We start from the raw sequence: 15,729 nt of genomic DNA, 5'->3' as shown, positions 1-15,729 counted from the left end.
TCGGGTGGTGCGCATCCTCTTCACGTGCCGCCCGGCCTACGGCCACCTGTTCCCGTTGCTGCCGCTCGCGAACGCCGCGAAAGCAGCCGGTCACGACGTCGTCTTCGGCACCGGTGAGGCGTTCACCGGAAAGGTGCGTGACCTCGGTTTCGAAGTCCACCGCGCCGGGATCGGCATCGGCGAGGCGGAGGCCGAAGCCAAGAAACGCCACGGCGAAGACGCGGGCTTCATGGACATCGGCATCACGATGTTCGCCGAGCTGCTGCCGCAGTCGCTGCTCGACGACCTGACGCCGCTGCTCCCGGAGCTGCGTCCCGACCTCGTCGTCTACGAGATGAGCGACGTCGGCGCCGGGATCGCGGCCCGCCGCGCGGGCATCCCCGCCGTCTCGGTCGTGATCGGGCGGTCGATGCCGCCGGAGGTGCTGGCCGTCGCCGCGGAACGGCTGCGGCCGCTCTGGGGCACGCTCCCCTCCGACGCGCTCTTCGGCGACGCCTGCGTCGACGTCTGGCCGGACAGCGTCCGCGACCCGGGCACCGCGAGCATCCCGAAGGTGTTCCGGATGCGGCCGACGCCGTACGACCCGGACGTTCCGCTGCCGCCGCTCCCGGAAGACGGCTTCGTCTACCTGACGCTCGGCACGGTCGTCTTCGGCGCGACGGACGTCCTGCGCGGCGCCATCCGCGCGTTGGCGAACCTCGACGTCGACGTGCTGGTGGCGCTGGGTCCCGGCGATCCCGCTGCTTTGGGTTCGCTGCCGTCTCGTGTCCAGGTCGCCGGGTTCGTGCCGCAGGCGGAGGTGCTGAAGCACGCCGGACTGGTGGTCCACCACGGCGGCACGGGCACCGTCCTCGCCTCGCTCGCGGCCGGGCTGCCGCAGCTGATCCTGCCGCAAGGCGCCGACCAGTTCGCCAACGCGGAAAGCCTCGCCACCCTCGGCGTCGCAAAGGCCCTGGTCGGCGACGAGATCCGCATCCCCGCGATCGAGGCGGCGGCCCGCGAGCTGCTCGACAACCCGAAACCGCGTGACACCGCTCGGGGCATCGCGGCCGAGATCGCGGAAATGCCGCCGGTTGAGCAGGTCCTCGCCGAGGTGGTCGCCTGGGCCTCGTGAGTGAGGAACAGTGTTCTAACCCTGTTCCTCACTCACGAGGGCCAGGATCTCGCGGGCGACGGCGTCGTTCTGGCGGAAGCTCGACGCGTTCGTCCGGGGCCGGGTGAACGCCGCCGCCGAGCGGGCGCTCGTGTGCGGGCCCACCGCGAACCGGTGCGGGTGGGGGCGGCCCGTGCCGTCCAGCAGACGCGAGTCCGACACGCGCGTGTGGATCCGGCCCGACGGCAGCAACGCGCCGGTCACCGGGTCGGCCACCGTCTCCTCGGCCAGCTCGCCCGCGTCGCGCAGCTGCCGGAGCAGGCCGTCGGCCGCGCGGGTCACGCTCGGACCTGGGAGCCGCGCCTCGACGAGCGTCCGCGCGGACACCGTCCCCGGGTAGCTGGCGCTGGTCGCGACGAACGCGCCGCCGTCCGTCGTCACCCGCATTTTGGCGCCGGCGAAGGAAACCACACCGGCTTCGTGCAGCGCCAGCAGCTCCTCCAGCCGGCGCGGCGGCGGTCCGCTGGCGTAGTAGGAGAAGAAGCCGTGGAACCAGCCGTCCATATCGGACACTTGCGACGACGCGTCAAGCCGTCCTTTTTGGACTAACACCGGCAGCTGGCCGTACACCGACAGCAGCGCCATGAACGCGCCCAGATCGGCGCTGAACGCCTGGTCCGCGCGGCGCGCGAGGTCGGCTTCGACGTATTCGCGCAGTTCCTTGCCGAACTCCTCCGCCGTGCCGAACTCGCGGCCCGACATGGGCCGGTCCAGGCGGTCGAGGTCGAGCCGGTCGTCCTCGGCGGGCACCGCCCGCGCCACGAGGTCGTGCATGCCCGGGGAATCCCACGGCAGGTCGGCGAAGGCGTCGGCGAACACCACGAAGTCCATGGACACGCGATCCGGGTGCCCGGTGAACAGCTCGCTGTAGTAGCCCCAGGCCAGTTCCTTCGCGATCAGCGGCCAGACGTCCGTGCGGAAGTCGAGCGCGTCGCCGGCGAGGCCGTCCATGGCGTAGGCGTCGAAGAACCGGGGCAGCCGCAACGGTTTCCCGCGTAGGCGGTAGCCGATCTTCGCGTGGTAGGGCACCCCGCGCCGCGAGCCGACGTGCAGCACCGGCTCGACGCCGCTCGGGTGGTAGCGCAGGCCACCGCCGTCGAGCTCCTCGAACCGGCCGCCGCGGCCCTCGGTGAGCAGCAGCATCAGGTCGACGAACGCCAGCCCGAACCCGCGCACCAGCACGGTTTCTCCGGGCGCGATGCCGGAGTAGTCGACGTCGGCGGTGTAGCCGGCCGGGTAGTAGGCGAGCCCGTGCCGCGCGGCGAACGTCACCAGCTCACGCTCCCGCTCGTCCGGCTCCGCGTCGAGGTGCCCGACGGTGAACACGACGGCGTCCGCACGCACGGTCGTGCCGTCGGACAGGCTGACGTCGTCGCCGTCGACGCCGACCGCGCGCGCCGCGTGCTCGACGACGTCGATGCCGTCGGGGAGGTCGCCCAGGACCTTGCGGTAGACCCAGGTCAGGTAGGCGCTCTGCAGCCGCCGGGTCGGGAAGTCGAAGCTGTCGAGCGCGGTCAGCTCGGCGACGACGTCCGGCGGGACTTCGGCGTCCAGCTTGCCGTCACGCACGTTCCGCGCCCACTCCAGGAGCGTCGGCCCCGGCCGCACCGGGCCCGCCATCTTCACCGACTCGTCGGTGAACATCGTGACGTCCTCGGGCATGGAGTTCATCCGCAGCAACGGCGACTGGTCGTAGCGCCACACGCGGCCGGGCCCGGGCGGGAACGGGTCGATCAGGTGCACCTCGAGCCGCCGGTCGCGCGGCAGGTCCGCGTTCGCGCCGAGCCGCTCGAGGACGCCGACCCCCCGGGGTCCGGCGCCCACGACGGCGAGGGTGAACGGCGCGCGATCGGCCACGCGACCGAAGCTACGCGCGGGATCCGGCGCCGGACGTCCTTCCCATACTCCGGAATTGCGGGAATAAAAACCAAACCGCGCCGGCGGGCACCGGCGCCGGTTCCACCCTGCGGACTCCGTTGCCGCGCTCTTTCGCGAGGCGTAGCTCTGGCGGTACCGACGTGGATGGAGGACGGTATGCCGGTCGAGTTCCTGGGCATCGGAGGCACGCACGACGGGTCGGAGACGCACGCCCGGTCGGGCGGGGTGTTCGACAAGGAGTACACGCTGCGCCTGGCCCGCGCGCACGAGGACTTCGGCTGGGACCGGGTGCTGTTCGCCTACGGCTCCGGCTCGCCGGACCCGGCGCAGGCGGCCGCGTACGTCGCCACGAAGCTCGAGAGGCTGCAGATCCTGCTCGCGCACCGCCCGAACGTCTCGTACCCGACGTTCGCGGCGAAGACGTTCGCGACGCTCGACCAGATCTCCGACGGCCGCCTGACGGTCCACTTCATCACCGGCGGCAACGACCACGAGCAGCAGCGCGAAGGCGACTACGTCACGAAGGACCAGCGCTACGCCCGGACGCGCGAAGCCATCCAGATCATCAAGAAGGCCTGGACGTCGGACGAGCCGTTCGACTTCGAAGGCGAGTACTACCGCTTCGCGGACTACGTGTCCGACGTGAAGCCGGTGCAGAAGCCGCGACCGGGTGTGTCGTTCGGCGGCTCGTCGCCGGCCGCGTACGCCGCCGGGGGCGCCGAGGCGGACATCTACTGCCTCTGGGGCGAGCCGCTCGCGCAGACCGCGGAGCAGATCGAGTCGGTGAAGGCGGCGGCACTGGCGGCCGGCCGCACGGACGTGCCGCGGATCCAGGTGGCGTTCCGCCCGATCATCGCGCCGACCGAGGAGCTGGCCTGGGAGAAGGCGTACGCGACGGTCGGGGCGATCAAGGACCGCACGAGGGGCGGCCAGCCCCTGACCCGCCGGCACAAGCTGACCGAACCGGAGAACACGGGCTCCCAGCGGCTCCTGGCGCTGGCGGCCGAGGGCGAGCGGTTCGACCGGGCGCTGTGGACCCCGACGGCGGCCGCGACGGGCGGCGCGGGCAACTCGAACGCGCTGGTCGGGACGCCGGAGACGGTCGCGCAGGCGTTGCTGGACTACTACGACCTCGGTGTCGAGATCCTGTCGGCGCGCGGCTACGACATGCTCGGCGACACGATCGACTTCGGCCGGTACGTCATCCCGATCGTCCGGGAAGAGGTGGCGAAGAGGGACGCCGAACGGGCGGCGCAGCCGATCCGGACCCCGGCGGAGGACGCCCTGGCCGTCGACGGCTGACCACGCCCAACCCCTCCCGACCTCCGTAGCCACCTCGCGAACGCGAGGTGGCTACTTTTGCCTCTGGTCCTCCGCCCATCGGGTACGGAATGATCCATTGGTGACTCCTGGGCGACCGGCCAGACACTGCGGGCTATCGTCTGACCCGTTCAGGAAAGCTCCGTGACACCTTGGATACCGGCGAAAGAACCTAGAGATTTACCAACAGTCACGGGACACTGGCTGAGGTAACTCACGTACCGTGACTGCCTCATGACCGACCGGTCCTCTTCTCACCATCGGTCATGGGAGAGGCACGGTCTGCACAAGAGGTCGGGAGAAAGCGCATGGCAGCTCCGCGGGATCGCGTCACGTTCCGCGAGGTGTTCGGGATCGCCGAGTTCCGCGCGCTGTGGTTCGGGGAACTGCTCTCGATCACCGGGGACCAGCTGGCCAGGGTCGCGCTGTCCATCCTCGTCTTCACCGCTACCGGCTCGGCCACGCTGACGGGCCTCACCTACGCCCTGACCTTCGCCCCGTCGCTGCTCGGCGGCATCTTCCTGACCGGCCTCGCCGACCGGTTCTCGCGCCGGACCGTCATGGTCGCCGTCGACCTCGTGCGGGCCGGGCTGATCCTGCTCGTCGCCATCCCGTCGCTGCCGTTCTGGGTCGTCTGCGTCCTCGTCGCCGGCGTGTCGCTGCTCAACCCGCCGTTCAAGGCCGCGCAGCTCGCGTTGCTGCCGCAGATCCTCGAAGGCGACCGGTTCGTCGTCGGCATGGGCGTGCGGAGCATGACCGTGCAGACGGCGCAGCTGCTCGGGTTCGCCGGCGGCGGTGCGCTGCTGCTGGCGCTCGACCCGCACGTCGCCCTGGCGCTCGACGCCGCGACGTTCCTGCTGTCCGCCGCCTTCATCCGGTTCGGCGTGCGTTCGCGGCCACCGGCCGCGAACGCCGAGAAGCGGAAGTCCTTCTTCGCCATGATCGGCACCGGCGGCCGGGTGGCGTTCGCCAACCCCGCGCTGCGGGCGCTCGTCCTGTTCACCTGGCTGATGGGTCTGCTGCCGGTCTACGAGGGGATCGCCGCGCCGTACGTCTCGTCGGCGGGCGGCGGCCCCGAGCTCGTCGGGCTCCTGCTCGCGGCCGACCCGGTGGGCAGCGTCATCGGCACGTTCGTCTTCACGCGGTGGGTGCCCGCCGCGGCGCGGCCGAAGCTGATCGGGCCGCTGTCGGCGCTGTGCGCGGTGCCCATGCTGGCCGGCTTCGCGCAGCCGAACCCGTACGTGTCGATCGTCCTCTTCGTACTGTCCGGCGCGTTCGGCTCGGTCGCGCTGCTGCAGGCGACGGCGTCGCTCACGCTCGCGGTGCCGGACGAGAACCGCGCCCAGACGATGGGCCTGTCGAACACGGGGTTGACGACGATGCTCGGCGTCAGCCCGCTCATCGGCGGCGTGCTGACGGACCTCGTCGGGGCGCAGACGACCGTCGGCATCTTCGGCGTTGCCGGATTGATACTTACGGCTCCGCTCGCGCTCGCCTGGCGGCGCTCACGGCTTTCGAGGGCGGGCGAAGGCGGGCATGACTATGAGACCCAGCGCGCCGAACGCGCCTGAGCACGCTCGACACGCTGGTTTCGTCATCGCGACCTTGCGGCGCGGCTCCGGCTCACTGATCTCTGGAACGCATCGCTGGCCACCCTTCGATCCGGCGTCCCGGAAAATGTACACACCTAAGGCCCTTGTGGACAGACGGCAAACGGGCTGAAACTGTCCGTGAGTGGTTCATCACCACCACCGAGCGCAAGGGTCTGGGGGAAAAATGGTCACATTGGGGGAACGGTCTGGACAAGGCGTGATTTCTGGTGTTGCGGGCTGGGCGCTGTGGCGGCGGCCGCCCCGCTGGATCGCTGTCACGCTCGCGGCGATCGCAGTACTGGTGGGCTGGACGGCCGTCGCCACGGTCACCACCACGATCACGCTGAAGCACCTGGGCATCCTCGGCCTGCTGGGCGCGCTCGCCCTGGCCCAGACCGAGGTCAGCCGTCGGATCGAGCGCCAGCGGCGCATCCTGAGCGACGGTCCGCACATGAACATGACGTCGGTGTGGCTGCTGCCCGCCGCGCTCCTGCTGCCGACGCAGCTGGTCACCTTGCTCGGGGTGACCCTGTACGTCGGCCTGGCGCTGCGCAGCTGGTCCGGCACCCGTCCCGGGCAGCCGCACCGGGTCGCCGCGAACGCCACCAGCGCAACGCTGTCGGCGTGCTCGGCCGGGCTGGTCACGCACTTCTCGACGGGGCTGAGCGTCGCGGCCGTCTCGCTCGCCGTGGCGGTGTACTTCGTGGTCAACGCGGCCCTCACCGGGCTCGGCCTCTACCTGGCCAACCCGGAGGAGGCCACGGTCGAGAACTGCCTCGGCGGCATGGACGACAACCTGCTCGAACTGTCCACGCTGTGCGTCGGCGGGCTGCTGGTGATGGTGCTCGGCCAGGAGCCGCTGCTCTCGGTGCTGGTCATCCTCCCGCTGTACGTGCTGCAGCGGTCCGTGCTGGTCAAGCGGCTCGAGGAGCTGGCGACGACCGACCAGAAGACGCAGCTGCTCAACGCCACCACCTGGCAGGACGGCGCCCAGCGCGAGATCTCGCGCGCCGAGCGCGACAAGGGCAGCTTCGGCGCCATGATGATCGACCTCGACCACTTCAAGCGGATCAACGACACCTACGGGCACCTCGCGGGGGACGACGTGCTCAAGGCGGTCGCGGCCGTGGTCAAGCAGGAGACGCGCGCGCACGACCTGGTCGGCCGGTTCGGCGGCGAGGAGTTCGTCGCGCTGCTGCCGTCGACGTCCAAAGAGGACGCGATCGTGACCGCGGAACGGATCCGGCAACGGGTCAGCGAGCTGATCATCAGCACGAAGACCAACGAAGGCGCCTTCGTCGACATCGAACGCCAGACGGCGTCGATCGGCGTCGCCGCCTACCCGCTCGACGGGTCGTCGATCGAGGAAGTGATGGCGTCCGCCGACGCGGCCGTGTACGCGGCCAAGCACGGCGGGCGGAACCGCGTGGTGGGGTCCGCCGAAGCGGCCCTCGCCGCGGCTTAGCGCAGCCGGTCGATGACGTCGCTCGCCTTCGCCTGGAGGCGGGCGACGCCGCCGACCGTGAATTCGGTGAGCAGGTCGATCAGGGCTTCCTGGTCGGGCGGCTCGCCGTCCCAGGTCGCCTGCACCAGTGACTCCGTCATCGCGAAGAAGAGCGTGACGAGCGCGCGGTCGGCGCGACCGGAGTCGATGCCGTGCGCGGCCCACCGCTTGCGGCTCGCGTCGGCGTAGACGACGGCCAGCCTCTCCCTCAACCGGGTGAGAGCGGGGTCGCCCGCGCGCTCGGCCGCGCGGAGCACGCCGTAGGCCTCCGGGCTGTCCGCGACGAAGGTGACCATGTTGGCGTAGTTGGCCCGCGCCCAGGCCCGCAGGCCGGGCTGCGGGTCGGTCACCGACGGGCCCGCGATCGCGGCGAACGCCTGCTCCTCCGTCACGGCCACGACCTCGGAAAACAGCGTCGCGCGGTCCCCGAACTGCTCGTAGACGGCTTGGCGGGAAACGCCGGCTTCGCGCGCGATCTGCTCGATCGTCGCGCCCTGCATCCCGTGCTGCGCGACGACCTTCGCCGTCGCGTGCAGCACGCGGGCGCGCTGCTCCCCGACCGGGAACTTGCGCGGCCGCCCGCGCGGAGCCGGGCTTGACATGTGGTCCACCTCACGTGACTCTTTTTCCGACACCTCTGTCCAAAAAGGTGTTCCCCGCGCACTCGACCTGCTCAACGAGGAGCAAGCATGCGTATCTTCCCTCGCCGCGTCCTCTTCGCGGCGGTCGCCACGGTTTCCGCACTGGCCGTGGCGGCACCCGGCGCCTCCGCGGCGTCGTTCTACGATCCCCCGTCACCGCTTCCGGCCGGCAGCGACGGCGACGTCATCCGGCACGAGGCGTCGACGTTCTACATCGACCCGGTCAAGCTGATCAAGGCCGACGCGAACGTCCAGCGGATCATGTACCGCAGCACCGACACGCACGGTTCGCCGATCGCCGTCACCGGCACGGTGCTGACCCCGCGCTCGGCGTGGCACGGCGCCGGCGTGCGCCCGATCGTCTCCTACGCGGTCGGCACGCAGGGCGAGGGCGACGACTGCGCGCCGTCGAAAGCGCTTGCCGCCGGGTTCGAGTACGAGGGCCCGTTCATCGCCGGGCTGCTGACGCGGGGCTACGGCGTCGTCGTCACCGACTACGAAGGGCTCGGCACGCCGGGCGACCACACGTACGTCAACCGGGCCGCCGAGGCGCACGCGGTGCTCGACGCGATCCGCGCGGCGCAGCGGCTCCCGGAGGCGGGGCTGCCGGACGACGGCCCGGTCGCGATCGCGGGCTACTCCCAGGGCGGCGGCGCGTCGGCCGCGGCGGCGGAGCTGCAGCCGAGCTACGCGCCCGAGCTGAAGTTGAAGGGCGCGTACGCGGGCGCGGTGCCGGCGGACCTGGCTTCGGTGGCCGCGAACCTCGACGGGCACTACGCGGTCGGGTTCCTGGGGTTCGCGCTGGTGAGCATGAACTACGCGTACCCGGAGCTGAACATCCCGGCGCTGCTCAACGCGCGCGGCAAGCAGCTGTTCGAGCAGGTCCGGACCGAGTGCACGGTGGAGGCGATCGCGGCGCACGCGTTCACGCGGTCGTCGACGTTGACGACCGACGGTCGCTCGCTGACCGCGTACCTCGGTGAGGAGCCGTACGCGTCGAGGGTGGCGGAGCAGAAGATCGGGACGCTGAAGCCGTCGGTGCCGGTGCTGATCGTCCACAGCGCACTCGACGACATCGTGCCCTACGCGCAGGACCGCGAGCTGGGCCGGACGTGGTGCGGCAAGGGCGTGAAGGTGCAGTTCAGCACGTCACTGGTGCCGACGCACGTGCTCACCGCGGTGCGCGCGTTCCCGGAGGCGTTCGCGTGGCTCGAGGCGCGCTTCGCCGGCCTGCCCGCGTTGTCCAACTGCGGCCTGTTCTGACCCGCTGGGCCCGGGACCGCGCGGTCCCGGGCCCGCGGCGTCACTTGAGGCCGGTGGCTTCCGCGGCGGCGGGGTCGGAGTCGGCGAGGAACGTGCGGCAGCGGTCGTACTCCTCGGTCTCGCCGATCTTCCCGGCGGCCTTGCCGAGCACGGCCAGCGCCCGCAGGAACCCCTGGTTGGGGCGGTGGGACCACGGCACCGGGCCGAAGCCCTTCCAGCCGGCGCGGCGCAGCTGGTCGAGGCCCCGGTGGTAGCCGGTGCGCGCGTACGCGTACGCGGCGACGGTCTCGCCCGCCTCCAGGGCCTTCTCGGCCAGCGAAGCCCACGCCTCGCTGTAGTCGGGGTGTTCGGCGGCGACGGCGGCCGGGTCGGTCCCGGCGTCGAGCGCGGCCTGGGCGGCGGTGTGCTCGGGCAGCAGCGTCGGCTCGGGGCCGAGCAGGTTGTGCGTCATGCCGCCCATTCTGCCCACCCCCGCGGGTCAGAAGAACAGGCCCGCGAGAACCCCGCCGCCGGCCAGGACCAGAGCACCGACCAGAACGGCGGCCACAACTCGTTTCGGCATCATGGCGGCACACCTTGCCAACCCACGCACGCCCGAAGCAAATCGTCCACCCTTAGGGGTGAATCCCGATTTTCGCGTCTTTCGCCACGGTCCTGACCCGCTCGTGACCATGACCGGCCATGATGTCCGACATGGCCAAGGCAGTCGACGTCCCGGTGGACGTGATCCCGCGCAGCCCCCTCGGCAAGACGCGGCTGTTCTTCACGCGGCACTGGCACCGCGGCGCCCCGGGGCAGCCGACCCCGGACTGGGTGCTCCGGTTCTGTTACGGCATGTGGCTGGCGGCGTTCGCGTTCAAGCTGCTGGGCTCGTCGTGGGACATGTCGTGGCACTTCATGTGGCTGCGCGACGACCTCGCGCCGCCGCACCTGATCAACACGGTCGGCACGGTGATCATCGTCGTGCTGGTGGCGATCCACAGCTACACGGGCCTGGGTGCGGACAAGACGTCGCTGCGCCTGATGCAGATCGGCCTGCTGGTGTTCCTGGTGGCGGCTCCACTGGACGTGATCAACCACCGCGTCAACGGCCTGGACCTGACCGCGTGGAGCCCGTCCCACATGATGCTGTACCTGGGCACGGGCATCATGCAGGCGGGCGTCCTGCTGGGCTGGCTGCGGCTGTCCCCGCCGGGGCGCTTCCGGACGGGCGTGCTGCTCGCGCTGTGGGCGTTCTTCCTGGAGAACACGTTCTTCCCGAACGGCCAGCAGGAGTACGGGATCCTCGGGTTGCGCGCGTGGGAGCGCGGGACGCCGGAGGCCGAGCCGTCGCTGCTTTCGTTCGCGGCCAACCAGATCGGCCACCCGGTCGACCAGGCCGCGGTCATCCACTTCACGATGCCGATTCCTTCGTGGGTGTACCCCCTGTGGGGCATCGGGGTGATGGCGTTGATCTTGGTGCTGGCCCGCCGCACGCTGGGTTTCCGCTGGGCGGCTTCTCTCGTGGCCTTGGCGTACGTGGCCTACCGGTCGGTGATGTGGCCGCTGCTGCTGGGGCTGGGGTTCCCGGTGTCGACGGTGCCGTTCTACCTGTTGTTCGTGGGGCTGGCGGTGGATCTGGCGTTCGCGATGAGCAGCGGCGTCGTACGCGCGGCGGCCGGGGCGCTGCTGGTGACGGCGTTCGGCTATGGGGCGTTCTGGGTGCAGTCGCAGTTCCGGCCGTGGGTGCTGGGTGACGCGCACACGGAGTCGGCCCCGCCGGTCGCGTACTGGACGGCTTTGGTGGTGCTGGTGGGAGTGTTCGCGCTGTGGGCAGCGGCCGGTCCGGCTTCGCGCCGCTGGACGGCTCGGCGTTCAATCGCCGAAACGGTCTGAACACGACGAAGGGGCGGCACTTTCACGTGAAAGTGCCGCCCCTTCGTCGTCTGACTACTTGACCTTCGTGCCCGCCGAGCCCAGAGCCTGGCAAGCCTCGACGACGCGCTGCGCCATCCCGGCCTCAGCCGCCTTCAGGTACGAGCGCGGGTCGTAGACCTTCTTGTTGCCGACCTCGCCGTCGATCTTCAGCACGCCGTCGTAGTTCTTGAAGAAGTGGTCCACGATCGGGCGGGTGAACGCGTACTGCGTGTCCGTGTCGACGTTCATCTTCACCACGCCGTACGACACCGCCTCGCGGATCTCCTCCGGGAGCGAGCCCGAACCGCCGTGGAAGACCAGCTCGAACGGCTTCGAACCCGCGTCCAGGCCGAGCTTCTTCGACGCCGCCTCCTGGCCGCCCTTCAGGACGTCCGGGCGGAGCTTCACGTTGCCCGGCTTGTACACGCCGTGGACGTTGCCGAACGTCGCCGCCAGCAGGTAGCGGCCGCGGTCGCCCGAGCCGAGCGCGTCGATCGTCTTCAGGAAGTCGCCCTCGGCGGTGTACAGCTTCTCGTTGATCTCCGCCTCGACGCCGTCCTCTTCGCCGCCGACGACGCCGATCTCGACCTCGAGGATGATCTTCGCGGCCGCCGTCTTGGCGAGCAGCTCCGCGGCGATCTCGAGGTTCTCGTCGAGGTCGATCGCCGAGCCGTCCCACATGTGGGACTGGAACAGCGGGTTCTGGCCGTTCTTGACGCGCTCGGCCGAGATCTCGATCAGCGGGCGGACGAAGCCGTCCAGCTTGTCCTTCGGGCAGTGGTCGGTGTGCAGCGCCACGTTCACGTCGTACTTCGCGGCGACGACCTGGGCGAACTCCGCGAGCGCGGTCGCGCCGGTCACCATGTCCTTGACCTTCTGGCCCGACGCGAACTCCGCACCACCCGTGGAGAACTGGATGATGCCGTCGCTCTCCGCCTCGGCGAAGCCGCGGATGGCGGCGTTCACGGTCTCGGACGAGGTCACGTTGATGGCCGGGTAGGCGAACTCGTTCGCCTTGGCCCGGTCGAGCATCTCCGCGTAGACCTCGGGGGTCGCGATGGGCATCGGTATTCCTCCTTGGCAGGGATGGGTCCCGACCGCATCGTACGAGGTGGACCGCCGCCGCACACCGGTCCCCGGGAAGAAACTTTTCCGCACGTGGAATCGGTTCAGAAGAGGGTGTGTCCGGCCGCCGGGCGAGCCGGCGGCCGGACGGAGATCACAGCAGCTCGGCGGCCAGCGCGCGGTAGCCCGGCCACGGGTCCTCGTTCAGCACCTGGACGACGACCTGGTCCGCCCCCGCCTCGAGGTGCGCCGCCAGCCCGCCGGCGATCGTCGCCGCGTCGCCGTGCAACGCCAGCGCGTCCACCAGCCGGTCGCTGCCTTCACCTTCCAGGTCGGAGTCCGTGAAGCCCAGTTTGCGCAGGTTGGCGACGTAGTTCGACAGCCCCAGGTAGTACTTCACGGTGTTCCGCCCGATCGCCCGGGCCTCGTCCGCGTCGGTCGACAAGACGACCTTGTGCTCCGGCGCCAGCAGCGGGCCCGAACCCAGGATCTCGCGCGTCGACCGGGTGTGCTCCGGCGTCGTCAGGTACGGGTGCGCGCCCGCCGTACGCTCACCCGACAGCGCCACCACCTTCGGACCCAACGCCGCCAACGCGCGTCCGGCGACCGGGACACCCGCCGCGTCCAGGCCGTCCAAGTAGTCGACCAGGGCCGCGTACGGCTTCTTGTACTCCTTCGTCGCTTCGCGGTGTCCCGCGCCGACGCCGAGCAGGAAGCGGTCCGGGTACTTCGCCGCGATGCGCTCGTAGACGCGCGCGATGTCCGCCGGCTCGTCCTGCCAGATGTTCACGATGCCGGTCGCGATGACCAGGGAGTCCGTCGCCTCCAGGATGCCGTCCACCGACGCGAGGTCGTCGCCGCTGGGTGAGCCGCCCAGCCAGATCGCCCCGTAGCCGAGCTTTTCCGCTTCCGCCGCGAACTTCGCGTCCACGTTGGCGTGGTACCGCCAGATCCCGAGCTTGCCCAGTTCGATAGCCATGGAACACTCCAACGCGTGGGACGGCGATTTTCCTCCCGGGTCCGGCGAATTACTGTCGAAGACATGACCAAGCTGGGAAACACCGACCTCGACGTGTACGGCCTCAACCTCGGCGGCAACGTCTTCGGCTGGACGGCGGACGAGCCACAGTCCTTCGCCGTGCTCGACGCCTACACCGCCGCCGGGGGCAACTTCGTGGACACCGCCGACCTCTACGGCGGCGGGGGCGGCTCCGAGGAGATCCTCGGCAACTGGCTGGCCGCGCGCGGCAACCGGGACGACGTCGTCGTCGCGACCAAGGTCGGCATGTGGGAGGGCCGGCCGGGCCTCTCCGCGAAGAACATCCAGGCCGCGGCCGAAGACTCGCTGCGCCGCCTCAAGACCGACCACATCGACCTCTACTACGCGCACCGGGACGACCTGGACACCCCGCTCGAGGAGACGCTCGCAGCCTTCGACGCGCTGGTCCGCGCGGGCAAGGTCCGCTACCTCGGCGCGTCCAACTACAGCGCCGAACGGCTCGCCGAGGCACTGTCCATTTCGGACACAGGCGGCCTCGCCCGCTACGCCGTCCTGCAGCCGCACTACAACCTCGTCGAGCGTGACTACGAACGCGACCTCGCCCCGCTCGTCGAGCGCGAAGGCCTGGCCACGCTGCCTTTCTTCTCCCTTGCGAAGGGCTTCTTGACCGGCAAGTACCGCACGAAGGACCACAACGTCGACAGCCCGCGCGCCGCCCGCGCCGAGTCCTATTTGGACGGTAACGGCGAGCGCGTCCTGGCCAAGCTCGACGCGGTGGCGGCGGCACACGGCACGTCGGTCGCCGCGGTCTCGCTCGCCTGGCTCCGGCAGCAGCCGACGGTCGCCGCGCCGATCGCCAGCGCCCGCACGACCGAGCAGCTCACCGACCTGATCGCGTCGGTCACCCTGACGCTGACTCCCGACGAACTGGCCGAGCTTTCCTAGGGAAAGAAGGACTTACTGCTGGGTAGCTTACTGCGGGTAAGTTGAGGTACGGTGCCCTCAAGTGACGTCTAGGAGGGCACCGTGGCCAACCCGTTTTCGCTGCTGAGCGGCACCAAGAAGGTCGACGGCAAGGTCGTGCTGATCACCGGCGCGGCCCGCGGCATCGGCGCCGGCCTGGCCGAACGGCTGGCCGCGCGCGGCGCGAAGGTCGCCCTCGTCGGCCTCGAAGCCGACGAGCAGAAGAAGGTCGCCGACCGCATCGGACCCAACGCGCACGCCTGGGAAGCCGACGTCACCAGCTGGGACGCGCTCGAAAAAGCCACCAAGGGCGTCGTGGAGCACTTCGGCGGCATCGACATCGTCATCGCGAACGCCGGCATCGCGACCGCGGGCTTCGTCCGCTCGGTCGACCGCGCCGCGTTCGAGAAGGTGATCGAGGTCGACCTGCTCGGCGTCTGGCGCACGTTCCGCGTCACGCTCCCGCACGTCATCGAGCGCAAGGGCTACCTGCTGGCCATCTCCAGCCTCGCCGCGATCACGCACGCGCCGGGCATGGCGAACTACTCCGCCGCCAAGGCCGGCGTCGAAGCCTTCTCCAACAGCCTCCGCGCCGAAGTCGCCCACCTCGGCGTCAAGGTCGGCGTCGCGCACCCGACGTGGATCCGCACCGACCTCGTCGAGAGCGCCGACGCGCACCCCGTGTTCGGCAAGCTCCGCGCGTCGATGCCCGGCCTGATCGGCAAGACCTACCCCCTCGACGTCGCCCTCGACGACCTCGAAGCCGGCATCCTCAAGCGCGCCCGGACCATCCACGTGCCGCGCTGGGTCGGCGGCCTCAAGCTGCTCCGCACCTTCCTCCCGCCGATCATCGAGATCGGCTCCCGCAGCCGGGTACCTTCGGCGGACAAGGCCGCGCTCGCCGATATCGAGGCTCGCGGCGCGTTCGAGTCGGCGGTCACCGGCCACGGCGGCCGGGCCGCCACCAAGGGGTGAAGATGTCCCGTCGTGACCAGATCCGGATGACCGACGACGAAGTCCGCGCGTACTTCGCCGAGCAGAAGGTCATCAACGTCGCCAGCGTCGGCCCGAACGGCCGCCCGCACCTCGCCCCGCTCTGGTACTACCCGAACGAGGACGGCGTCGCGACCTGGACGTACGGCACCTCGCAGAAGGCGAAGAACCTCCGCCGCCTGCCGGAGGCGACCGTGCTCATCGAGGACGGCGACAGCTACGAGAAGCTCCGCGGCGTCTCGCTCGAGGCGGACGTCGAGCTCATCGAGGACACCGAAGAAGTCACGCGGATGGGGATCACGCTCATGCAGCGCTACGCCGGCGCCAAGCCCGGCGACCCCGTCCCCGACGAACTCAAGGGCTTCATCGCAGGTCAGGCCCCGAAACGCGTCGGGCTGGTGTTCCGCCCGACGAAGGTCGTCAGCTGGGACCACACCAAGCTCGGCGGGACGTACTGATCG

The 15,729-nt window shown here is 70.4% G+C and carries 14 protein-coding genes; 9 read left to right on the top strand and 5 right to left on the bottom strand.

The features are described 5' to 3' along the window. Positions 1–7 precede the first annotated feature (7 nt). On the top strand, positions 8–1,114 hold the full coding sequence (locus ACIQWX_RS07000) for a glycosyltransferase (protein ID WP_400866685.1): 1,107 nt from the start codon (positions 8–10) through the stop codon (positions 1,112–1,114). 15 nt (positions 1,115–1,129) lie between these two features. On the opposite strand, the gene ACIQWX_RS06995 is transcribed toward ACIQWX_RS07000, so the two are convergent. After that, positions 1,130–3,010, bottom strand: coding sequence for an FAD/NAD(P)-binding protein (locus tag ACIQWX_RS06995; protein ID WP_400866682.1), 1,881 nt, complete (start codon positions 3,008–3,010; stop codon positions 1,130–1,132). 177 nt (positions 3,011–3,187) lie between these two features. Between ACIQWX_RS06995 and ACIQWX_RS06990 the strand changes: the two genes are divergently transcribed. The 3 genes from ACIQWX_RS06990 (at position 3,188) to ACIQWX_RS06980 (ending at position 7,408) form a co-directional block, all read left to right on the top strand. Then, positions 3,188–4,333, top strand: a complete 1,146-nt coding sequence (locus tag ACIQWX_RS06990; RefSeq protein WP_400866679.1) for an LLM class flavin-dependent oxidoreductase — start codon at positions 3,188–3,190, stop codon at positions 4,331–4,333. Between the two features lie 326 nt (positions 4,334–4,659). Beyond that, positions 4,660–5,922, top strand: coding sequence for an MFS transporter (locus ACIQWX_RS06985; protein WP_400866676.1), 1,263 nt, complete (start codon positions 4,660–4,662; stop codon positions 5,920–5,922). 322 nt (positions 5,923–6,244) lie between these two features. Then, positions 6,245–7,408: a GGDEF domain-containing protein gene (locus ACIQWX_RS06980; RefSeq protein WP_400869432.1), complete on the top strand. Its 1,164-nt coding sequence runs from the start codon at positions 6,245–6,247 to the stop codon at positions 7,406–7,408. Here the strand turns inward: ACIQWX_RS06980 and ACIQWX_RS06975 are convergent. Continuing rightward, entirely contained in the window at positions 7,405–8,049 is a 645-nt protein-coding gene (locus ACIQWX_RS06975; protein ID WP_400866673.1) for a TetR/AcrR family transcriptional regulator, read from the bottom strand. The genes ACIQWX_RS06980 and ACIQWX_RS06975 overlap by 4 nt on opposite strands. A gap of 87 nt (positions 8,050–8,136) precedes the next feature. Between ACIQWX_RS06975 and ACIQWX_RS06970 the strand changes: the two genes are divergently transcribed. Further along, positions 8,137–9,351 (top strand): alpha/beta fold hydrolase, encoded by a 1,215-nt coding sequence (locus tag ACIQWX_RS06970; protein ID WP_400866670.1) that lies wholly within the window; start codon positions 8,137–8,139, stop codon positions 9,349–9,351. 40 nt (positions 9,352–9,391) lie between these two features. On the opposite strand, the gene ACIQWX_RS06965 is transcribed toward ACIQWX_RS06970, so the two are convergent. After that, positions 9,392–9,802, bottom strand: coding sequence for a DUF3151 domain-containing protein (locus tag ACIQWX_RS06965; protein ID WP_372667318.1), 411 nt, complete (start codon positions 9,800–9,802; stop codon positions 9,392–9,394). Positions 9,803–10,044: 242 nt separating this feature from the next. Between ACIQWX_RS06965 and ACIQWX_RS06960 the strand changes: the two genes are divergently transcribed. Further along, complete coding sequence (locus ACIQWX_RS06960; protein ID WP_400866666.1) at positions 10,045–11,226, top strand: hypothetical protein; 1,182 nt, start codon at positions 10,045–10,047, stop codon at positions 11,224–11,226. Positions 11,227–11,280: 54 nt separating this feature from the next. On the opposite strand, the gene fbaA is transcribed toward ACIQWX_RS06960, so the two are convergent. Together fbaA and ACIQWX_RS06950 are read right to left on the bottom strand one after the other, a co-directional pair. After that, entirely contained in the window at positions 11,281–12,312 is a 1,032-nt protein-coding gene (gene fbaA, locus ACIQWX_RS06955) for a class II fructose-bisphosphate aldolase (RefSeq protein ID WP_400866663.1), read from the bottom strand. A 154-nt stretch (positions 12,313–12,466) separates the two neighbouring features. Then, positions 12,467–13,291, bottom strand: coding sequence for an LLM class F420-dependent oxidoreductase (locus tag ACIQWX_RS06950; protein ID WP_400866660.1), 825 nt, complete (start codon positions 13,289–13,291; stop codon positions 12,467–12,469). Positions 13,292–13,354: 63 nt separating this feature from the next. On the opposite strand from ACIQWX_RS06950, the gene ACIQWX_RS06945 reads away from it, so the two are divergent. The 3 genes from ACIQWX_RS06945 to ACIQWX_RS06935 all read left to right on the top strand — a co-directional run bounded on the left by ACIQWX_RS06945 (position 13,355) and on the right by ACIQWX_RS06935 (position 15,726). After that, positions 13,355–14,257 carry an aldo/keto reductase gene (locus ACIQWX_RS06945; protein ID WP_400866657.1) on the top strand — a complete coding sequence of 301 codons (903 nt, stop codon included), beginning with the start codon at positions 13,355–13,357 and terminating at the stop codon, positions 14,255–14,257. 81 nt (positions 14,258–14,338) lie between these two features. After that, complete coding sequence (locus tag ACIQWX_RS06940; RefSeq protein ID WP_400866654.1) at positions 14,339–15,250, top strand: SDR family oxidoreductase; 912 nt, start codon at positions 14,339–14,341, stop codon at positions 15,248–15,250. Positions 15,251–15,252: 2 nt separating this feature from the next. Then, entirely contained in the window at positions 15,253–15,726 is a 474-nt protein-coding gene (locus ACIQWX_RS06935; RefSeq protein ID WP_400866651.1) for a pyridoxamine 5'-phosphate oxidase family protein, read from the top strand. The last annotated feature ends 3 nt before the right edge of the window (positions 15,727–15,729 follow it).

Source organism: Amycolatopsis sp. NPDC098790, assembly GCF_044759945.1.
In the GTDB taxonomy this organism is placed as follows: domain Bacteria; phylum Actinomycetota; class Actinomycetes; order Mycobacteriales; family Pseudonocardiaceae; genus Amycolatopsis.
This window is presented reverse-complemented; position numbering and strand designations above follow the sequence as displayed.